This window comes from Micromonospora sp. NPDC048835 (assembly GCF_040649995.1).
Classification (GTDB): Bacteria; Actinomycetota; Actinomycetes; order Mycobacteriales; family Micromonosporaceae; genus Micromonospora.
Genome location: NZ_JBEZGM010000009.1, coordinates 177,925 through 195,073, shown reverse-complemented (window position 1 = coordinate 195,073; position 17,149 = coordinate 177,925). Strand labels below are relative to the sequence as shown.

Genomic DNA, 17,149 nt, shown 5'->3' with positions numbered 1-17,149 from the left:
AGCCGCCCGGAGGCCCGGTTCGTCACTGTCAGACCACAGGTCGTGCCCCGAGCGCGGTCACATACCGGTTGAGTGCGACATTCCGTCCGGCCCGAGGCTCGCCACGAAGCGACGGCAGGCGTCGTACTCCGGCAGCAGACCCTTCTCCCGGGCCCGCGCGAGCGTCGGCGCGGCGTCGTCGCGCGCGGACAGCAGCGGAACCTCGGCGGGCCACTCGATGCCCAACTCCTCGTCCAGCGGGTGCACCGCGTGCTCGCCGGTCGGGTTGTAGGTGGCCGAGCAGAGGTAGCTCAACGTCGCGTCGTCGGTCAGGGCGCAGAATCCGTGCCCCAGCCCCTCGCTGAGGTAGACCGCCCGCCGGTCGGTGTCGTCCAGCCGGACGCCCTCCCACCGGCCGAACGTCGGAGAACCCACCCGCAGATCCACGATCACGTCGAGGACCGCGCCCCGCACACAGGTCACGTACTTGGCCTGCCCGGGCGGGACGTCGGCGAAGTGGACGCCGCGCACCACGCCACGCGCGGAGACCGACATGTTGGCCTGGGCCAGCCGCAGCGGGTGCCCCACCGCCTCGGCGAGCTTGTCGAAGCGGTACCACTCCATGAACATGCCACGCGGGTCGCCGTGCTGCTGGGGGCTGATCTCCCAGGCGCCCTCGATGCTCAGCTCGCGGATCTTCACCAGGAACCCCCGTCGCCGACTACCTGCTCGCTCAGCAGACCCAGCAGGTAGTCGCCGTAGCCGCTCTTGGTCAGCGGCTCGGCGAGCGCGCGCAGTTGCGCGTCGTCGATCAGGCCGGCCCGCCAGGCGACCTCCTCGACACACCCGATCTTGAGCCCCTGCCGCTCCTCGACCACCCGGACGAACTCGGCGGCCTGCATCATCGAGGTGAACGTGCCGGTGTCCAGCCAGGCGGTGCCTCGGTCCAGGACCGTCACCGACAGCTCGCCGGTCTCCCGGTACACCTCGTTGACCGCGGTGATCTCCAACTCGCCGCGGGCGCTCGGGGTGAGCTTGCGGGCGATGTCCACCACCCGATTGTCGTAGAAGTACAGGCCGGGCACCGCGTAGCGGGACTTCGGACGGGCCGGCTTCTCCTCGATCGAGAGCACCCGACCGTCGGCGTCGAAGTCGACCACGCCGTACTCCTGCGGGTTGGCCACCTGATAGGCGAAGACCCGCCCACCGACCGGGTCACCGTGCTCGGCGAGCTGCCGGCCCAGACCCACGCCGTGGAAGATGTTGTCACCGAGGACCAACGCCACCGACTCGGTGCCGATGAAGTCCGCGCCGAGGATGAACGCCTGCGCGATGCCCTCCGGACGCTCCTGGCTGACGTACTCCAGGCGCAGCCCGAACTGGCTGCCGTCGCCGAGCAGCCGACGGAACTGGTCCTGGTCGTCCGGGGTCGTGATCACCAGGATCTCCCGAACCCCGGACATCACCAGGGTCGAGAGCGGGTAATAGATCATCGGCTTGTCGAAAACCGGCATCAGCTGCTTCGAGACCGCCCGGGTGATCGGCCAGAGCCGGGATCCGGTGCCGCCGGCAAGTAGGATTCCACGCACCGGGGAAGCCTAGCCGTACCCGGTTGATCGTGCGGGGGTCGCGTCCCTGTCGTCGTGTCAACCGTCGCGTATACTTCCGGACCCGTGAGGATCCTCGTCACCGGCGGAGCCGGATTCATCGGGTCGGAGTACGTTCGCCTGCTGCTGGGCAAGCCGCTCGGCAGTGCTGACGGCGTGCCGCCGCTCGAGCCGGCCGTCGTGACCGTGCTGGACAAACTGACCTACTCGGGCAACCTGGCCAACCTCGAGCCGGTCAGCGACGACCCACGGCTGCGGTTCGTGCAGGGCGACATCTGCGACCCGGTCGTGGTCGACCAGGTGGTGGCCGAGCACGACGTGATCGTGCACTTCGCCGCCGAGTCGCACGTCGACCGCTCGATCGCCGGGGCCGCGCCGTTCGTCACCACGAACGTGCTGGGCACGCAGACGCTGCTCGACGCCGCGCTGCGCCACGGCACGGGCCGGTTCGTGCACGTCTCCACCGACGAGGTCTACGGCTCGATCGACGAGGGCTCCTGGACCGAGACCTGGCCGCTCGCCCCCAACTCCCCGTACTCGGCGTCCAAGGCCGGCTCCGACCTGCTCGCGCTCTCGTACCACCGCACCCACGGCATGGACGTGGTCGTCACCCGCTGCTCCAACAACTACGGCCCGTACCAGTTCCCCGAGAAGGTCATCCCGCTGTTCGTCAGCAACCTGCTCGACGGCGGCACCGTCCCCCTCTACGGCGACGGCGGCAACATCCGCGACTGGCTGCACGTGCACGACCACTGCCGCGGCATCGCCCTGGTTCAGCAGAAGGGCCGCGCCGGCGAGGTCTACAACATCGGCGGCGGCACCGAGCTGACCAACAAGGAACTCACCGGCATGCTCCTGGACGCCTGCGACGCCGGGTGGGACCGGGTCGTGCCGGTCACCGACCGCAAGGGCCACGACCGCCGGTACTCGCTGGACATCACCAAGATCAGCGAAGAGCTCGGCTACCACCCCAGCATCACCCTGGACCAGGGCCTCGCCGACACCGTCCGCTGGTACCGGGACAACCGCAGCTGGTGGGAGCCCCTCAAGTCCGCGCCGACCGCATGACCCGACTCCTCGTCACCGGCGCGGGCGGGATGCTCGGCCGGGACCTGATCACCGTACTGGGGGCCCGACCCGACCTGAAGGTCACCGCCGCCACCCGCGCCGACCTGGACATCACCGACCGCGCGGCGGTGGACGCCGCCGTCGCCGGGCACGACCTGGTGATCAACGCGGCCGCGTGGACGAACGTCGACGCCGCCGAGGCCGACGAGGCGGCGGCGACCGCCATCAACGGCGACGCCGTGGCCAACCTGGCCGCGGCGTGCGCCACCGACGGCACCCGGCTGATCCAGGTCTCCACCGACTACGTGCTCGCCGGCAACGCCGACACCCCCTACCCTGAGGACGCGCCCACCGCGCCGGTCAACGCCTACGGCCGCGGCAAGCTGGTCGGCGAGGAGGCCGTCGCGCGGCTGCTGCCCGACACCGGGTACGTGGTGCGCACCGCGTGGCTGTACGGCGCACACGGCCCCAACTTCGTGGCCACCATGCTCCGCCTCGCCAACCAGCACGAGCACCTCGACGTGGTCGACGACCAACACGGCCAGCCCACCTGGTCCCACGCCCTCGCCGAACGGCTCGTCGCGCTGGCCGACGCGGCGCTCGCCGGCCGCGCGACGCCCGGCGTCTACCACGGCACCTGCGCCGGGCAGACGACCTGGTACGGGCTGGCCAGAGCCACTTTCACACTGGCCGGACTCGACCCGGACCGGGTCCGACCCACCACCAGCGACCGGTATCCGCGTCCCGCCCCCCGGCCTGCGTACAGTGTGCTAGGGCACAGCCGCTGGGCAGCCGTCGGTCTGCCTCCGCTTCCAGACTGGCACGACGCCCTGGTTGACGCGTTCCACTCCCCCGCTCCACCCGCCCCGTGGAAGGTCGCATGAAGCTCACCCTCGTCACCGGCCTGACCGGCCTGCTGCTCCTCGGCACCATCGTCGAGCTGCTGCGTCGCCGCCAGCTGCGCGAGAAGTACGGCATGCTCTGGCTCGCCGTGCTGATCATCGTGATTCCGCTGTCCCTGTTCCCCCGGCTGCTCGACAACGTCGCCGAAGTCCTCGGTGTCGCCTCCGGTGTCAGCCTGGTGCTCTTCCTCGGCATCGTCTTCCTGCTGCTGGTGTGCGTACACCTCAGCTGGGAGGTCAGCGCCCTGGAAGAAGAGACCCGCACCCTGGCCGAAGAATTCGCCCTGCTCCGCGCGCAGATCGACGCGGACCGGGCAGCCCGAGACGAACTGGTGTCGACCGATGGTTAACGGCAAGCGCACTTTGATCATCATTCCGGCGCTCAACGAGTCCGGCTCGATCGCCGACGTCGTCGGCGAGGTCCGCGGCGAACTGCCCGGCGTCGACGTCCTCGTCGTCGACGACGGCTCCACCGACCGCACCGCAGCCGTCGCCGCCGCCGCCGGCGCCCGCGTCGCCAAACTGCCGTACAACCTCGGCGTCGGCGGCGCCATGCGCCTCGGTTACCGCTACGCCCGGGACAACGACTACGACGTCGCCATCCAGATCGACGCCGACGGCCAGCACGACCCCCGGTACGTGCCGAAGCTCGTCGACCTGCTCGACGACAACGACCTCGTCATCGGCGCACGCTTCGCCGGTGAGGGCGACTACAACGTCCGCGGCCCCCGCCGCTGGGCGATGGTGATGCTCTCCGCCGTGCTGTCCCGGGTCGCCCGCACCAAGCTCACCGACACCACCTCCGGCTTCCGGGCCGCCAACCGGCGCGTCATCGAGATGTTCGCCGGCTGGTACCCGGCCGAGTACCTCGGCGACACGGTGGAGACCCTGGTGCACACCGCCCGCCGGGGCTACCGCATCCGTCAGGTGCCGGTCGCCATGCGCAAGCGGATGGCGGGCACGCCCAGCCACTCCCCCGCCAAGGCGATGGTCTACCTCGGTCGCGCGTTCGCCGTCCTCACGCTGGCGCTAATCCGCCGGTGATCCGACGGCTACTGAGCCTGGTCCCGCCCGGCACCGTCGCTGTCGGTGCCGGGCTGGCCCTTCTCGGGCTCGCCTCCTACGTTCACCTCGCGGTCGCCGGCCACAGCCTCAGCAAGGCCGACTACTCGTCCCTGTCCGTCCTCTGGTCGATCGTGTTCACCCTGGGCATCGGGGTGTTCATGCCCATCGAGCAGGAGGTCGCCCGGGTCGTCGCCGCCCGGCACAGCCAGGGCCTGCCCCCCGGGCCGGTGCTGACCCGCGGCGTCACCGTCGCCGCGGCGCTGCTCGCTGTGCTGGTGCTGGGCGTCACCGTCGGCCGTCAACCGCTCGCCGACAAGCTCTTCGCCGGTGACGGCAACCTGGTCACCGTGCTGATCGGCGCACTCGCCGCGATGGCCGTCGCCTACGCCACCCGCGGCGTCCTCTCCGGCCTGCAACTGTTCCCCTGGTACGGCACCCAACTCGGGATCGACGGCGGCCTGCGCATCATCATGGTCGCCCTGCTCGGGCTGGCCGGGGTGACCGCTCCCGTCTGGTACGGGCTCGTGCTCGTCGCCGCCCCGCTGGTCAGCGTCCTGTTCACCCTGCCGCCGGTGCTGCGTGCCATCGGCACCGGCCCGCCGGTGCCCTGGGCCACCCTGCTGCGTGGCCTGGGCCTCCTCACCGCCTCCAGCCTGCTCTCCCAGGTCGTGGTGAACATCGGCGTGATCAACGTGCAGCTACTCGCCCCCTCCGACGCGGCCGCGGCCGGCGCGCTGCTCTCCGCCCTCGTCCTGGTCCGCATCCCGCTGTTCGTCTTCGGCTCCCTCCAGGCGTCCCTGCTGCCCGGCCTGGCCACCACCGCCACGACCGGCGACCAGGCCGGCTTCCACAGCCTGCTGCGGCGGGCACTCGGCATCGTCACCGCACTCGGCCTCACCGGTGCCCTCGGCGCCGTGCTGCTCGGCCCGTGGCTGGTCGGCACCCTCTTCGACGCGCCCGGCGTCCTCGGCCACGGCGACTTCGCCTGGTTGGCGGCCGCCACCCTCGCCTACCTGTGGGCGATGGTGCTCGGCCAGGCCCTGCTCGCCCTAGACCGGCACCGCGCCCAGGCCCTCGCCTGGACCGCGGGCGTCGCCGCCCTGGTCGCCGTGACGCTGATCCCGGCTCCGGTCACCCTGCGGGTCGAACTGGCGTACACCATCGGCTCCGTCATCGTGGCCGCCACCATGGCGCTGCTGCTGCGGGGCGGCACCCGCCGACCCACCCCCACCCGGCCGCCCGCCGAGGCCGTCACCCCTGCCGTATCCGGAGGCATCCGATGACCCCACCCCGGGTGAGCGCCGTCATGCTCGCCTACGGCGCGGAGCCGTACCTCGTCGATGCCGTTCAGGCGGTGCTGGCCAGCACCGACGTCGAGATCGACCTCATCGTCGTCGACAACGGCTGCACCGGGGACGGCATCGACATCGTCAAGGGCCTGCCCGGTGTACGGGTGCTCCGACCGGAGGAGAACACCGGCTACTCCGGCGGCTGCCGGGTCGGCGCCGCCGAGGCCACCGGCGACTGGCTCGCGTTCGTCAACTCCGACGCCGTCGTCGCACCCGACGCCCTGGCCAAGACCACCGCCGTCGCCGCCGAAGCGGGCGTCGGCGCGGCCATGGCGTCCATCCGGCTGGCCGACACCCCCGAGCTGATCAACACCAGCGGAAACCCGCTGCACTTCACCGGGCTCTCCTGGGCCGGCGGCAACGGCGAACCGGCAAGCGACCACGCCCGACGGCGGGCCGTACCCTCCCTCAGCGGCTGCTGCTTCGTGATCAGCCGGCAGCTCTGGCGCGAACTCGACGGCTTCGCCGCCGAGTACTTCGCCTACCACGAGGACACCGAACTCAGCCTGCGACTGTGGCAGCGCGGCCTCCGGCTGGAGTACGTGCCGGACGCCGTCGTGCGTCACCACTACGAGTTCTCCCGCAACACCCTGAAGCTCTACCTGGTCGAGCGGAACCGCCTGGTCACCCTGCTCACCGCATACGAGGCGCGGACGCTCGTCGTCCTCGCCCCGGCACTGCTGCTCACCGAGGCCGCCATGTTCACCGCCGCGCTCGCCGGCGGCTGGTCCCGACAGAAACTACGGGGCTGGGGCTGGCTGTGGCGCAACCGCGACTGGGTACGCGGCCGGCGGAGGCAACTACAGGCCGAACGCCGGGTGCCGGACGGGGTCATCGCGGAGCTGATGACCGCTCGGATCACCCCCTCCGGGGGGCCCACCATGCCAGGCATGGGCGCCTTCAACGCCATCACCGGCGGTTACTGGGCCCTGACCAGGCCCCTGCTGCGCCGAGGATGACCGCTGGTGCCGGCCCCGGACAGGGGCCCGGCACCAGCGGGCGAAACCCTAACGCTCGCCGCCCTCCGCGGGCCGGTCCTCCAGGTCCGCGGAGCCGGCCGAGGTCGTCGGCTTGTGCGCCTCCGTGGTCGGTACGACCGGCTCACCGGGACCACCGGCCGCCCCGGTCGACTGGCTCTCCGCCGCCGGGTCCCCGTCCAGCAGGGCCGTCAGCGCGACACCGGTGATCCGTCGGAACGTCCGGCCGATCCGCTGGCGATCCAGGACAGCCACCTCGAGCTGGTTCGCGGCGATCGTCCGGGCGGCACCGCCCTCACCACCGACGCTGCTCAGCGCCTGCACCGCCACCTTGACCGCCTCGGCCAGAGACATGTCCGATCGGTGCTGTGACTTCAACACCCCGGTGATCGCCTCGGCCTGACCGCCCATGGCCATCCGGCCCGGCTCGTCGTTGACCGAACCGTCGTAGGTCAGCCGGTACAGCTCGTCCGCGTCCGCCGTGGCACCGACCTCCGCCACGCAGATCTCCACCTCGAACGGCTTCGACTGCTCGGTGAAGATCGCGCCCAGGGTCTGTGCGAACGCGTTGGCCAGGGCCCTGCCGGTGACGTCACGCCGGTCGTAGCTGAGCCCGTTCAGGTCCGCCATCCGGACACCAGCGCGCCGCAGGTTCTCGAACTCGTTGTACCGACCGACCGCCGCGAACCCGATCCGGTCGTAGATCTCACTGACCTTGTGCAAGGCGCTGGAGAGGTTCTCCGCGACGAAGAGGACCCCGCCGGAGTAGCTGAGGACCACCGCACTGCGACCCCGAGCGATGCCCTTGCGGGCCAACTCGGAGCGGTCGCGCATGATCTGTTCGGGAGAGGCGTAGAACTGCATGGCCACGTCGGCGGTTCTCCTTACGGCGCTGTGCTGACGACTGCTGACTTGTGCGGTGCGGGTCTCAACCGCCCGGGTTCTCCATCCGGCCGGCAACCACGCCCTCGGCGATCGCCGCCGTCTCGGTGTCGGTCAACCGGCGGGTGCCCTCGGCGGTCGCGGTCATCACCACGGGGTAGATCCGGCGGGTCAGGTCCGGACCACCTGTCGCGGTGTCGTCGTCGGCCGCGTCGTAGAGGGCCTCGACCGCCAGCCGGGTCGCGTCCTCGACGGACAACCCGGCCCGGAAACGCTTCTTCAACGCGGACTTGGCGAACAGCGACCCGGACCCGATCGCGTCGTAGCCGGTCTCCTCGTAGGGGCCACCCGTCACGTCGAAGCTGAAGATCCGACCGGCCCGCGCCGGGTCGGCGGCGGCCAGGTCGAACCCGGCGAAGAGCGGCACCACTGCCAGCCCCTGCATGGCCGCACCCAGGTTGCCGCGGATCATCGAGGCCAACCGGTTGGCCTTACCGTCCAACGAGAGCATCGCGCCCTCGATCTTCTCGTAGTGCTCCAGCTCCACCTGGAACAGTCGCATCAGCTCGATGCCGATGCCCGCGGTGCCCGCGATACCGACGAGCGAGTACGCGTCGGCGGGGTGCACCTTCTCGATGTCGCGCTGGGCGATCAGGTTGCCCATGGTGGCCCGTCGGTCGCCCGCCATCACCACACCCTCGGCGGCCGCGATGGCCACGATGGTGGTCGCGTGCGGCGCCAGGTCGGCGGCCATGCCCGGCGGCAGCGGTCGCCGACCGGGCAACATCTCGGGGGCCACCCGACTTAGAAACGTCGTGAAGGAGGACGTCCCCGCGTTGGTGAACACATCTGGTAGACGCCCGGATGGATCAAAGCCCGCTGCCACGTGGTTCCTCTCAGGTACGTGATCGCCCTGGCCAGCCTCATGGGACTGTCACGGAACTGGCCAAGACCACCGTTGCAGTTGAAGCAGAGTATCCCGCGCACCCATCCGTTGCGATGGTCGTGGTCCAGATGTTGCGGGTCGGCACCGCCACAGATCGCGCAGACGTCGTGGTGGTGGGAAAACTGTCGAGTGATTTGATCTGCTCGCAGTCCGGACACCACTTCAGACCCTCACCCACGGGCGTCGGTGACTTCTTCTGCGCAGCGACGCCCCGCTTGCGCCGACTCGCTTCCGACCGGGCATTGGCGCAGGCTTTGCAGTAGAAGGCGAGGCCGTCCGATCGCCGCCGATCACGGTGGAACTCCGTGCGAGCCAGCACCCTCTTACACTGCGGGCAGGCCTTGCCCAGGGGGTCGGCTAAATCGGACATATGCTATCATTGGCCCCCTTTTTGCACATATCCTCTCACGAATTCTTCTGCATTTTCTTCGAGGACGGAGTCGATTTCGTCGAGGAGGTCGTCGACGTCCTCGGTGATCTCGGCGTGCCGCTCGGCCACCTCGGGGTTGGCCTCGGTGGTGACGTCCTCGATTTCCTCGCCCTGACGGGACTTGCCGGACTGCGACTGACCGCCGCTGTCATGAGTGGCCATGGCTGTCTCCTCCACGATCGTCTGCGATGAACTTACCTCGCGCGGGCGACGAAAAGCCCGCCGCGCGCCGGGTTGCGGCACACGGCGGGCAATCGCACCCGGGGTCAGCCCCCGGTCAACGTCTCCAGCAGGTCCTTGGCGCTCGCGCAGCGGTCGAACAACGCCCCGACGTGGGCGCGGGTGCCCCGCTCGGGTTCCATCATCGGCACCCGGACCAGCGACTCCCGACCCACGTCGAAGATCACCGAGTCCCAGCTCGCGGCGACCACCTCGGAGGCGTACTGGGCGAGACAGCGGCCGCGGAAGTAGGCCCGGGTGTCCTCCGGCGGCTCGGTCATCGCGCTGCGCGTCTCGTCGTCGGTGAGCAGCGTCTTCATCGCACCCCGGCTGACCAGCCGGTGGTAGAGGCCCTTCTCCGGCCGGACGTCGGAGTACTGGAGGTCGACGAGCTGAAGCTTGTGCGAGCCCCAGCCGAGCTTCTCCCGCTCCCGGTAGCCCTCCAGCAGCCGCAGCTTGGCCACCCAGTCCAACTCGTCGGCGCAGAGCATCGGATCCCGGCCCAGCCGGTCCAGGACGCTCTCCCAGCGGTCGAGCACGTCGATGGTCTGCTCGTCGGCGTCGGTGCCGTACCGGTCGTCGACAAAGGACCGGACCCGCTCGAGGTAGGCCCATTGCAGGTCCAGTGCGGTGAGCCGGCGGCCGTCGCGCAGTCGCATACGGTGCGTCAGCGAGGGGTCGTGGCTGACGGCGCGCAGCTCGCTGACCGGGTCGGCGATGCCGAGGTCGGCGCCGAGCGCCTTCTCCTCGATCATGGTGAGGATCAGGGCGGTCGTGCCCACCTTGAGGTAGGTGGAGATCTCCGAGAGGTTGGCGTCGCCGATGATGACGTGTAGCCGGCGGTACTTGTCGGCGTCGGCGTGCGGCTCGTCGCGGGTGTTGATGATCGGCCGCTTGAGGGTGGTCTCCAGGCCCACCTCGACCTCGAAGAAGTCGGCGCGTTGCGAGATCTGGAAGCCGCTCTGGCCGCCGTCCTGGCCGATGCCGACCCGGCCGGCGCCGCAGACGATCTGCCGGGTGACGAAGAACGGCGTCAGGTACGCCACGATGTCGGCGAACGGGGTCTGCCGCCGCATGAGGTAGTTCTCGTGGGCGCCGTAGCTGGCGCCCTTGTTGTCGGTGTTGTTCTTGTAGAGGTGGATCGGTTGGGTGCCCGGGATGGTGGCGGCCCGGCGGGACGCTTCGGCCATCACCCGTTCACCGGCCTTGTCCCAGCGCACGATGTCCCGGGGGGTGGTGACCTCCGGGGTGGAGTATTCAGGGTGGGCGTGGTCGACGTAGAGCCGTGCGCCGTTGGTGAGTATCACGTTGGCCAGGCCGAGGTCCTCGTCGGCGAGGGCCTCGGCGGGGTCGTACGCGGCACCGGAGTAGGTGAAGCCGCGGGCGTCGCGCAGCGGAGACTCTTCCTCGTAGTCCCACCGGGCCCGGCCGCCCCGGTTGAGCTCCGGACGTGCCCCGTAGGCGTTGACCACCTGCGATGAGGTGACCATCGGGTTGGCTCCGGCCTGCCCGGGCACGGAGATGCCGTACTCGACCTCGGTGCCCATGATCCGTCTTACACTCATCGACCTACCCGTTTCGCTCGCCCGACCCGGTCCCCGTCAGGTCGAGCGTAGTCCGCCCTGGGCACCTGCACTCTGTAGGTGAGTGCCGGCGGGCCGTAACACTTCGGTGGTTTCGGTGTCGGCGGGGGCGGCTGCCGGCGTCGGCGCGTCGGTCGCGGCGGGACGCGTGGTCCAGATGAGCCATCCGAACAGCACCAGGCCGAGGCTGGCGCTCAGCAGCGGGATCGCCGAGCCGACCACCGGGTGCCAGTCGCCGGCGAGCGGGTTGAGGCTGCTCAGCCCGAGGTTGGCGGGCAGGCCGTTCTGCCAGCGGACCATCGTGTACGCCAGGCAGAAGAGGTGGATCGGCAGGAGCAGCAGCACGGCGAGTCGGGTGAACGAGCGGGCCTGGGCGATCTCGAAGCCGCGTTGTTCGGCGACCCACGCGGCGTAGAGCAGGACACCGACGAGCACGGGCAGCATGTAACGGCCCTGGGTGACGAACCCGGTGTCGTTGATCAGGGCGATCTGCATGAGGGAGGGGACGGCCACGCCGCTGCCGAGGAGCACGAGCAGGCGCCACCGGTCGAGCGTGCTGCCCCAGACGACGCCGATGAGCAGCAGCGCTCCGGCGACGAGTTGCCAGATGAGGTACGGCGGAGCGGGCATCCGGGTGTCCAGCCAGGAGGTGACCCCGACGATCTCGTCGAGATAGTCCCGCCACCGTTCGGCCTCGAGCAGCGTGGCCTGGCCGTAGGTGAACCGTTCGACCGCGTAGTTGCCGAGGTCGGAGGTCTGTTGGCGGACGGACCAGGCGATCACGAGGAGGGTGGACAGCACGATGCCACCGGCCCAGAGTTGGGCGGCCCGGTCGCGGAGCAGGCTGGCGAGGTTGCTGCGGCGCAGTGGGAAGGCGAACGCGACGAAGGCGGTGGCCAGCCAGAGCGGGCCGGTCTGGCGCAGCACCGCCAGGAGCAGCGCGCTGATCCCGACGAGGAGGATGAGGCCGCGCCGTGGGCCGGGTGGGCCGAGCAGCAGGGGGATGACGGCGCTGAAGAAGGCGATGCCGGCGGCGATCTCCAGGCCGTTCGGGTTGACCGCGCTGGCGATGTGCACGGCCATCGGGGTGGTGACGACGACCAGGGCGCCGAGCATGAGGCCGCGGCGGGAGCGGTTGCGGATCACGACGTACGCGCAGGCGAGCAGCGCGGCGCAGCACAGGGCGCTGATCATGCGGGCGAGCAGGACGCCGGACCAGCCGGGCCAGAGGACCGTCGGCGCGCCGACGAGGGCGTAGTAGGCGGGGAAGTAACGGCCGGCCCCGGTGCCGGCCCGGGTCGGGGTGTCGTCGCTGCCGGGTGGCTGGGCACAGGCCGCCGAGACTTCTTCCTTGAACTGCCAGCACTGTTCGCGGACGAGACCGCCGGGGACGGTCTGGAAGGCTCCGGTGCCTTTCTTCGCGGCGGCCGGCGGGGGCGCGATCTGCCCGGAGGCCACGCCGGCCGCCCGGACGATGTGCTCGCGCTCGTCCGGAGTGCCGTCGTAGGGGGCGGCCATCGACCAGGCGAAGATGATCAGGAAGAACGCGGCGAAGGCCAGGGTCCAGTGTCGGCGGGCCGCGCTCGTGGTGGCTGCCGGGCTTGCGTCGGTGGCCGGCGTCACTTTTCCGGGATCAGGCACGTCAACCTCGCGGCTCGCGCGGGCAGGCCCCGCTGGGTGGATGGACAGACGATAGGCTCCCTCGTCGTCGTCACCGCTCCGGGTCCCCCCTGGGAGAACTCTCTTGCAGTCACCTGTTGCCGATTCCGTCTACCGCTTGTCCCGACACAGCGCCGTGCGGTTCCTGGTCGTCGGGGGTCTGAGCATTGCCGTCGACACGGGGTCTCTCTTCGTTTACCACGGAGTTCTCGGGATTGTGCTACCGCTGGCGACCGCGATGTCGTTTCTGACCTCGTTCTGGGTCAACTTCGTGCTGAACCGGGTGTGGTCGTTCGGCTCGTCGGCGCAGATGATGCCGCAGGTGGGGCGCTACTTCGCGCTGGTGATCGCCAACCTGATCGCCAACGTGGTGCTGGTGTCGGCGTTGACCTGGGCGGGCACGCCGTACCTGTTGGCGAAGCTGCTGGTGACGGCGTCGTTGTCGGTGGTGAACTACGTGGTGTCGAAGCGATGGATCTTCGCGGCCTGACTGACGCCTGACATGCCGCAGCGAGGGTGCCCGCCGGGTGGCGGACACCCTCGCTGCCGGGGATCAGAGGTACTGGCCGGTGTTGCTCGCGGTCTCGATGGATCGGCCGGCCTCGGCGCCCTTGCCACCGGAGACGAGCGTGCGGATGTAGACGATCCGCTCGCCCTTCTTGCCGGAGATGCGCGCCCAGTCGTCGGGGTTGGTGGTGTTGGGGAGGTCTTCGTTCTCGCGGAACTCGTCGACGCAGGCGTCGAGCAGGTGCTGCAGGCGCAGCCCCTTGCGGCCCGAGGTGAGGAACTCCTTGATGGCCATCTTCTTGCTCCGGTCGACGATGTTCTGGATCATCGCGCCGGAGTTGAAGTCCTTGAAGTAGAGGACTTCCTTGTCACCGTTGGCGTAGGTGACTTCGAGGAATCGGTTCTCCTCGGTCTCCGAGTACATCCGCAGCACCACGGCGTCGATCATCGCCGCGACGGTGGCCTGCGGGTCGGTGCCGTGTTCGGCCAGGTCGTCCGGGTGCAGGGGCAGCCCGGAGAGGATGTACTTGGAGAAGATGTCCTTCGCCGCCTCGGCGTCCGGACGCTCGATCTTGATCTTCACATCGAGTCGGCCGGGGCGCAGGATCGCCGGGTCGATCATGTCTTCCCGGTTGGAGGCGCCGATGACGATGACGTTCTCCAGCCCCTCCACGCCGTCGATCTCGCTGAGCAGCTGCGGGACGATGGTGTTCTCCACGTCGGAGGAGACACCGGAGCCGCGGGTCCGGAAGATCGAGTCCATCTCGTCGAAGAACACGATCACCGGCGTGCCCTCGCCGGCCTTCTCCCGGGCGCGCTGGAAGATCAGCCGGATGTGCCGCTCGGTCTCACCGACGTACTTGTTGAGCAGCTCCGGGCCCTTGATGTTGAGGAAGAAGCTGGTGTGCTTCTCCTTGCCCTGCCGCTCGGCGATCTTCTTGGCCAGCGAGTTGGCCACCGCCTTGGCGATGAGCGTCTTGCCGCAGCCGGGCGGGCCGTAGAGCAGGATGCCCTTGGGCGGGCGGAGCTGGTGCTCACGGAACAGGTCCGCGTGCAGGAACGGCAGCTCCACCGCGTCGCGGATCTGCTCGATCTGCGACTGGAGGCCACCGATGTCGCCGTAGTCGACGTCGGGCACCTCCTCCAGGACCAGCTCCTCGACCTCGCTCTTCGGGATCCGCTCGTACGCGTACGCCGAGCGGGGCTCGATCATGAGCGAGTCGCCGGCTCGGATCGCCGAGCCGATGAGCGTCTCCGCGAGGTGCACGATGCGCTCCTCGTCGGAGTGGGAGACCACGAGCGCCCGGTCTCCCGGAGCGCCGTTGGGTCCCTCCAGGATCTCCTTGAGCATCACCACCTCGCCGACCCGCTCGTACCCGAACGCGTCGACGATGTTGAGTGCGTCGTTGAGCAGGACCTCCTGGCCACGGCGCAGGTCACCCACATCGAGCGAGGGTGAGACCGCGACCCGTAGTTTGCGGCCGCCGGTGAAGACGTCCACCGAGCCGTCCTCGTGCTTCGCCAGGAAGACGCCGTACCCACTCGGCGGTTGCGCGAGCCGGTCGATCTCCTCCTTGAGCGTCACGATCTGCGTGCGAGCTTCCTTGAGGGTGCTCACCAGCCGGTCGTTGTTCTCGGTCAGCCGCGCCAACTGTGCCTGGGTGGCCGCCAGCCGCTCTTCGAGCTGCCGGACGTGTCGGGGGCTTTCGGTCAACTTACGCCGCACCAGGGCGAGTTCCTCTTGCAGGAACGCGACCTGCGTGGAGAGATCGTGGGCTTCCTTCTCCCACCGTGCGGCGCGCGAGTCCGCGTCGTCGCTACGTGCTGCCACGTCCCACCTCCCCGGGGGGCTTGAACGTTCTGCCCTAACACTAGCCGCTATGAGGCCGATTCGGTCCCACGCAACACCCTCGTCACCGAACCTTGATCGCCAAGGGTGGCCTGACGGGCCGTTACCGGCGTTCGGGTACCGTCGAAGCGTGGGACGGGAGAACATGGGGGGTGCACAGGTGGCCGAGGTCGCGACCGACGAGTTGCAGGTCTGGGTCGACCAGGATCTCTGCACCGGCGACGGGCTCTGCGTGCAGTACGCGCCGGAGGTTTTCGAGTTCGACATCGACGGTCTGGCCTACGTCAAGGGCGTCGACGGTGAGCTGCGGATGGCGCCGGGCAGCCGGGTCGACGTCCCCGCGCACCTGCGACTCGAGGTGATCGACTCCGCGAAGGAGTGCCCGGGCGACTGCATCCACGTGGTGCGCGGCGACGGCGTCGAGGTCGCTGGCCCGGACGCCGAGGACGACTGACCGGCCGGCCGGGCCACGCGGCCCGGCCGGACCCAGAACGGGGTACGCCTCAGAGCATCGGCCGGCCGACCACCGAGGCGACCAGCCGCGCGAACTCCTCCAACCGGGCGATCTGCCCGGCCCCGCCGTCGTCGAGGGTCTTACCGAAACGCAGCGCGTCGTGCCGGGGGGTGCCGGCCATCTCCTCGCTCGGCGGCGCCTCGTCCAACGAGGTGAGCAACAGGTAGACGTCGATGCTGTCGACCCGGATCTCGCCGCTCTCGGCGCGGTTGAGTCGTCGCCGGCAGCCCACCTCGGTGACGGTGGAGACCGGTACCACCCGCAACGACGAGGTCATCGACCCGGGCGGGCCCTCCTCGGGCGGTACGTCCTCGCCGTGCCAGAGAATCAGCCGGCTGCCGTCGCAGACGACGACCTCCTGCCACACCCCGTTGACCTCGTTGACGAAGCGTTCCAGGGTGAAGCCGAGCACCGACGCGCCGCGCAACACCCCGCCGAGCGCCTCCAGGGCGACGTCCGGGTCACGCAGGTAGGCCCGCGCCGCCGACTCCAGGTCCTGGTAGGGCGACCAGTCGGGGAAGACCGCGGGGAGGTCTCCACCGCCGTAGCCCGGTCGGCTCATGCCAGCGTCTCCCCCTGCTCGGCGGTGCCGACACCCAGCTCCATCGTCACGGCCTGTCCATCTCCCCCGTACCGTTGGGCTGGGCGCCTGCCGCCTGGGCGCCTGCCGCCTGGGCGGCCGCGGCCTGTCGGGCCGCCTCCGCCTCGCGCAGGTCCTGGCGGCGCTGCGCGTACGCCTCGGTGCCCTTGCTGGGCTTGCGGCGGCGCGGCGGCGCGGTGACCCCCGGGGCCAGTTTGCGGGCGGACACCAGGAAGGCGGTGTGCGCGATCATCCGGTGGTCCGGGCGGACGGCGAGGCCCTCGGCGTGCCAGTCGCGCACCAGGGACTCCCAGGCCCGGGGCTCGGTCCAGCCGCCGCGCTCGCGCAGCGCCTCCACCAGCTCGGAGAGCTGCGGCGTGGTGGCGACGTAGCCGATGAACACCCCGCCGGGCACCAGTGCCCGCTCGACCATGTCGAGGGTCTCCCAGGGGGTCAGCATGTCCAGGATGATCCGGTCGAAACCGGTCTCCTGGCACTGCGCGACGTCGCCGACGTGCAGGTTCCACGAGGGGTGCGGCCCGTTGAAGAACGCCTCGACGTTGCGTTTGGCGATCTGGGCGAAGTCGTCGCGCAGCTCGAACGAGTGCAGCTCACCCTCGGTGCCGACGGCGCGCAGCAGCGAGCAGCTCAGCGCGCCGGAGCCGGCGCCGGCCTCGAGGACCTTCGCGCCGGGGAAGATGTCGCCCATCGCGACGATCTGCGCCGAGTCCTTCGGGTAGATCACCTGCGCGCCGCGCGGCATGGACAGCACGTAGTCCGACAGGAGGGGCCGCAGAGCCAGGAACGCGGTGCCGCCACCGGAGGTGGTCACCACGCTGCCGTCGGGGAGCCCGATCAGCGCGTCGTGGGCCAGGATGCCGCGGTGGGTGTGGAACTCCTTGCCGGGCTCCAGCGTCACGGTGTGCATCCGCCCCTTGGGGTCGGTCAGCTGGACCCGGTCGCCGGGCCGGAACGGCCCCCGGTGCACGGGTGTCAGCGCCGGCGTGGCGGGGTCGGCGGCGACGGTGGAGGG

General features: G+C 70.0%; 19 protein-coding genes. 8 read left to right on the top strand and 11 right to left on the bottom strand.

Annotated features, from left to right (window positions below):
- Positions 1-57 precede the first annotated feature (57 nt).
- Complete coding sequence (gene rfbC / locus AB0C15_RS13835) at positions 58-681, bottom strand: dTDP-4-dehydrorhamnose 3,5-epimerase (protein WP_357351629.1); 624 nt, start codon at positions 679-681, stop codon at positions 58-60.
- Positions 678-1,568 carry a glucose-1-phosphate thymidylyltransferase RfbA gene (gene rfbA, locus AB0C15_RS13830; RefSeq protein WP_357351627.1) on the bottom strand — a complete coding sequence of 297 codons (891 nt, stop codon included), beginning with the start codon at positions 1,566-1,568 and terminating at the stop codon, positions 678-680. Before rfbA ends, rfbC begins: the two co-directional genes overlap by 4 nt.
- Positions 1,569-1,652: 84 nt before the next feature.
- Between rfbA and rfbB the strand changes: the two genes are divergently transcribed.
- From rfbB to AB0C15_RS13800, 6 genes are read left to right on the top strand one after another with little or no spacing between them, the layout of a single operon-like run.
- The gene (rfbB, locus tag AB0C15_RS13825) at positions 1,653-2,654 is read left to right on the top strand and encodes a dTDP-glucose 4,6-dehydratase (RefSeq protein ID WP_357351625.1); all 1,002 of its coding nucleotides are present in this window, start codon (positions 1,653-1,655) and stop codon (positions 2,652-2,654) included.
- Positions 2,651-3,538 carry a dTDP-4-dehydrorhamnose reductase gene (gene rfbD, locus AB0C15_RS13820; RefSeq protein WP_357351623.1) on the top strand — a complete coding sequence of 296 codons (888 nt, stop codon included), beginning with the start codon at positions 2,651-2,653 and terminating at the stop codon, positions 3,536-3,538. Before rfbB ends, rfbD begins: the two co-directional genes overlap by 4 nt.
- Entirely contained in the window at positions 3,535-3,906 is a 372-nt protein-coding gene (locus tag AB0C15_RS13815; RefSeq protein ID WP_357351621.1) for a DUF2304 domain-containing protein, read from the top strand. The genes rfbD and AB0C15_RS13815 overlap by 4 nt, the downstream gene beginning before the upstream one ends.
- Positions 3,899-4,600 carry a glycosyltransferase family 2 protein gene (locus AB0C15_RS13810; RefSeq protein ID WP_357351619.1) on the top strand — a complete coding sequence of 234 codons (702 nt, stop codon included), beginning with the start codon at positions 3,899-3,901 and terminating at the stop codon, positions 4,598-4,600. The genes AB0C15_RS13815 and AB0C15_RS13810 overlap by 8 nt, the downstream gene beginning before the upstream one ends.
- On the top strand, positions 4,597-5,904 hold the full coding sequence (locus AB0C15_RS13805; protein WP_357351617.1) for a polysaccharide biosynthesis protein: 1,308 nt from the start codon (positions 4,597-4,599) through the stop codon (positions 5,902-5,904). The genes AB0C15_RS13810 and AB0C15_RS13805 overlap by 4 nt, the downstream gene beginning before the upstream one ends.
- Positions 5,901-6,929 (top strand): glycosyltransferase family 2 protein, encoded by a 1,029-nt coding sequence (locus AB0C15_RS13800; protein WP_357351615.1) that lies wholly within the window; start codon positions 5,901-5,903, stop codon positions 6,927-6,929. Before AB0C15_RS13805 ends, AB0C15_RS13800 begins: the two co-directional genes overlap by 4 nt.
- A 48-nt stretch (positions 6,930-6,977) precedes the next feature.
- On the opposite strand, the gene prcA is transcribed toward AB0C15_RS13800, so the two are convergent.
- From prcA to AB0C15_RS13770, 6 genes are all read right to left on the bottom strand, one after another.
- Positions 6,978-7,817 carry a proteasome subunit alpha gene (prcA, locus tag AB0C15_RS13795; protein WP_357351613.1) on the bottom strand — a complete coding sequence of 280 codons (840 nt, stop codon included), beginning with the start codon at positions 7,815-7,817 and terminating at the stop codon, positions 6,978-6,980.
- 58 nt (positions 7,818-7,875) lie between these two features.
- A complete protein-coding gene (gene prcB / locus AB0C15_RS13790) occupies positions 7,876-8,715 on the bottom strand; it encodes a proteasome subunit beta (protein WP_181518379.1) in 840 nt (279 codons plus the stop codon).
- Positions 8,634-8,933 (bottom strand): endonuclease VII domain-containing protein, encoded by a 300-nt coding sequence (locus AB0C15_RS13785; RefSeq protein WP_357351611.1) that lies wholly within the window; start codon positions 8,931-8,933, stop codon positions 8,634-8,636. The genes prcB and AB0C15_RS13785 overlap by 82 nt, the downstream gene beginning before the upstream one ends.
- A 218-nt stretch (positions 8,934-9,151) precedes the next feature.
- Positions 9,152-9,367 (bottom strand): ubiquitin-like protein Pup, encoded by a 216-nt coding sequence (locus AB0C15_RS13780; protein WP_030332902.1) that lies wholly within the window; start codon positions 9,365-9,367, stop codon positions 9,152-9,154.
- 104 nt (positions 9,368-9,471) lie between these two features.
- Entirely contained in the window at positions 9,472-10,989 is a 1,518-nt protein-coding gene (dop, locus tag AB0C15_RS13775; protein WP_357186575.1) for a depupylase/deamidase Dop, read from the bottom strand.
- Positions 10,990-11,025: 36 nt separating this feature from the next.
- The gene (locus tag AB0C15_RS13770; RefSeq protein WP_357351609.1) at positions 11,026-12,648 is read right to left on the bottom strand and encodes a DUF2142 domain-containing protein; all 1,623 of its coding nucleotides are present in this window, start codon (positions 12,646-12,648) and stop codon (positions 11,026-11,028) included.
- Positions 12,649-12,802: 154 nt separating this feature from the next.
- Between AB0C15_RS13770 and AB0C15_RS13765 the strand changes: the two genes are divergently transcribed.
- Positions 12,803-13,156, top strand: coding sequence for a GtrA family protein (locus tag AB0C15_RS13765; RefSeq protein ID WP_357351607.1), 354 nt, complete (start codon positions 12,803-12,805; stop codon positions 13,154-13,156).
- Between the two features lie 63 nt (positions 13,157-13,219).
- Here AB0C15_RS13765 and arc read toward each other — a convergent pair whose 3' ends face one another.
- A complete protein-coding gene (gene arc, locus AB0C15_RS13760) occupies positions 13,220-15,004 on the bottom strand; it encodes a proteasome ATPase (protein ID WP_357351604.1) in 1,785 nt (594 codons plus the stop codon).
- A gap of 178 nt (positions 15,005-15,182) precedes the next feature.
- Between arc and AB0C15_RS13755 the strand changes: the two genes are divergently transcribed.
- On the top strand, positions 15,183-15,476 hold the full coding sequence (locus tag AB0C15_RS13755) for a ferredoxin (protein ID WP_266242041.1): 294 nt from the start codon (positions 15,183-15,185) through the stop codon (positions 15,474-15,476).
- Between the two features lie 49 nt (positions 15,477-15,525).
- Here the strand turns inward: AB0C15_RS13755 and AB0C15_RS13750 are convergent, their stop codons facing one another.
- Positions 15,526-16,098 carry a hypothetical protein gene (locus tag AB0C15_RS13750; RefSeq protein WP_091408625.1) on the bottom strand — a complete coding sequence of 191 codons (573 nt, stop codon included), beginning with the start codon at positions 16,096-16,098 and terminating at the stop codon, positions 15,526-15,528.
- Between the two features lie 46 nt (positions 16,099-16,144).
- Positions 16,145-17,113, bottom strand: coding sequence for a tRNA (adenine-N1)-methyltransferase (locus tag AB0C15_RS13745; protein WP_357351735.1), 969 nt, complete (start codon positions 17,111-17,113; stop codon positions 16,145-16,147).
- Between the last annotated feature and the right edge of the window lie 36 nt (positions 17,114-17,149).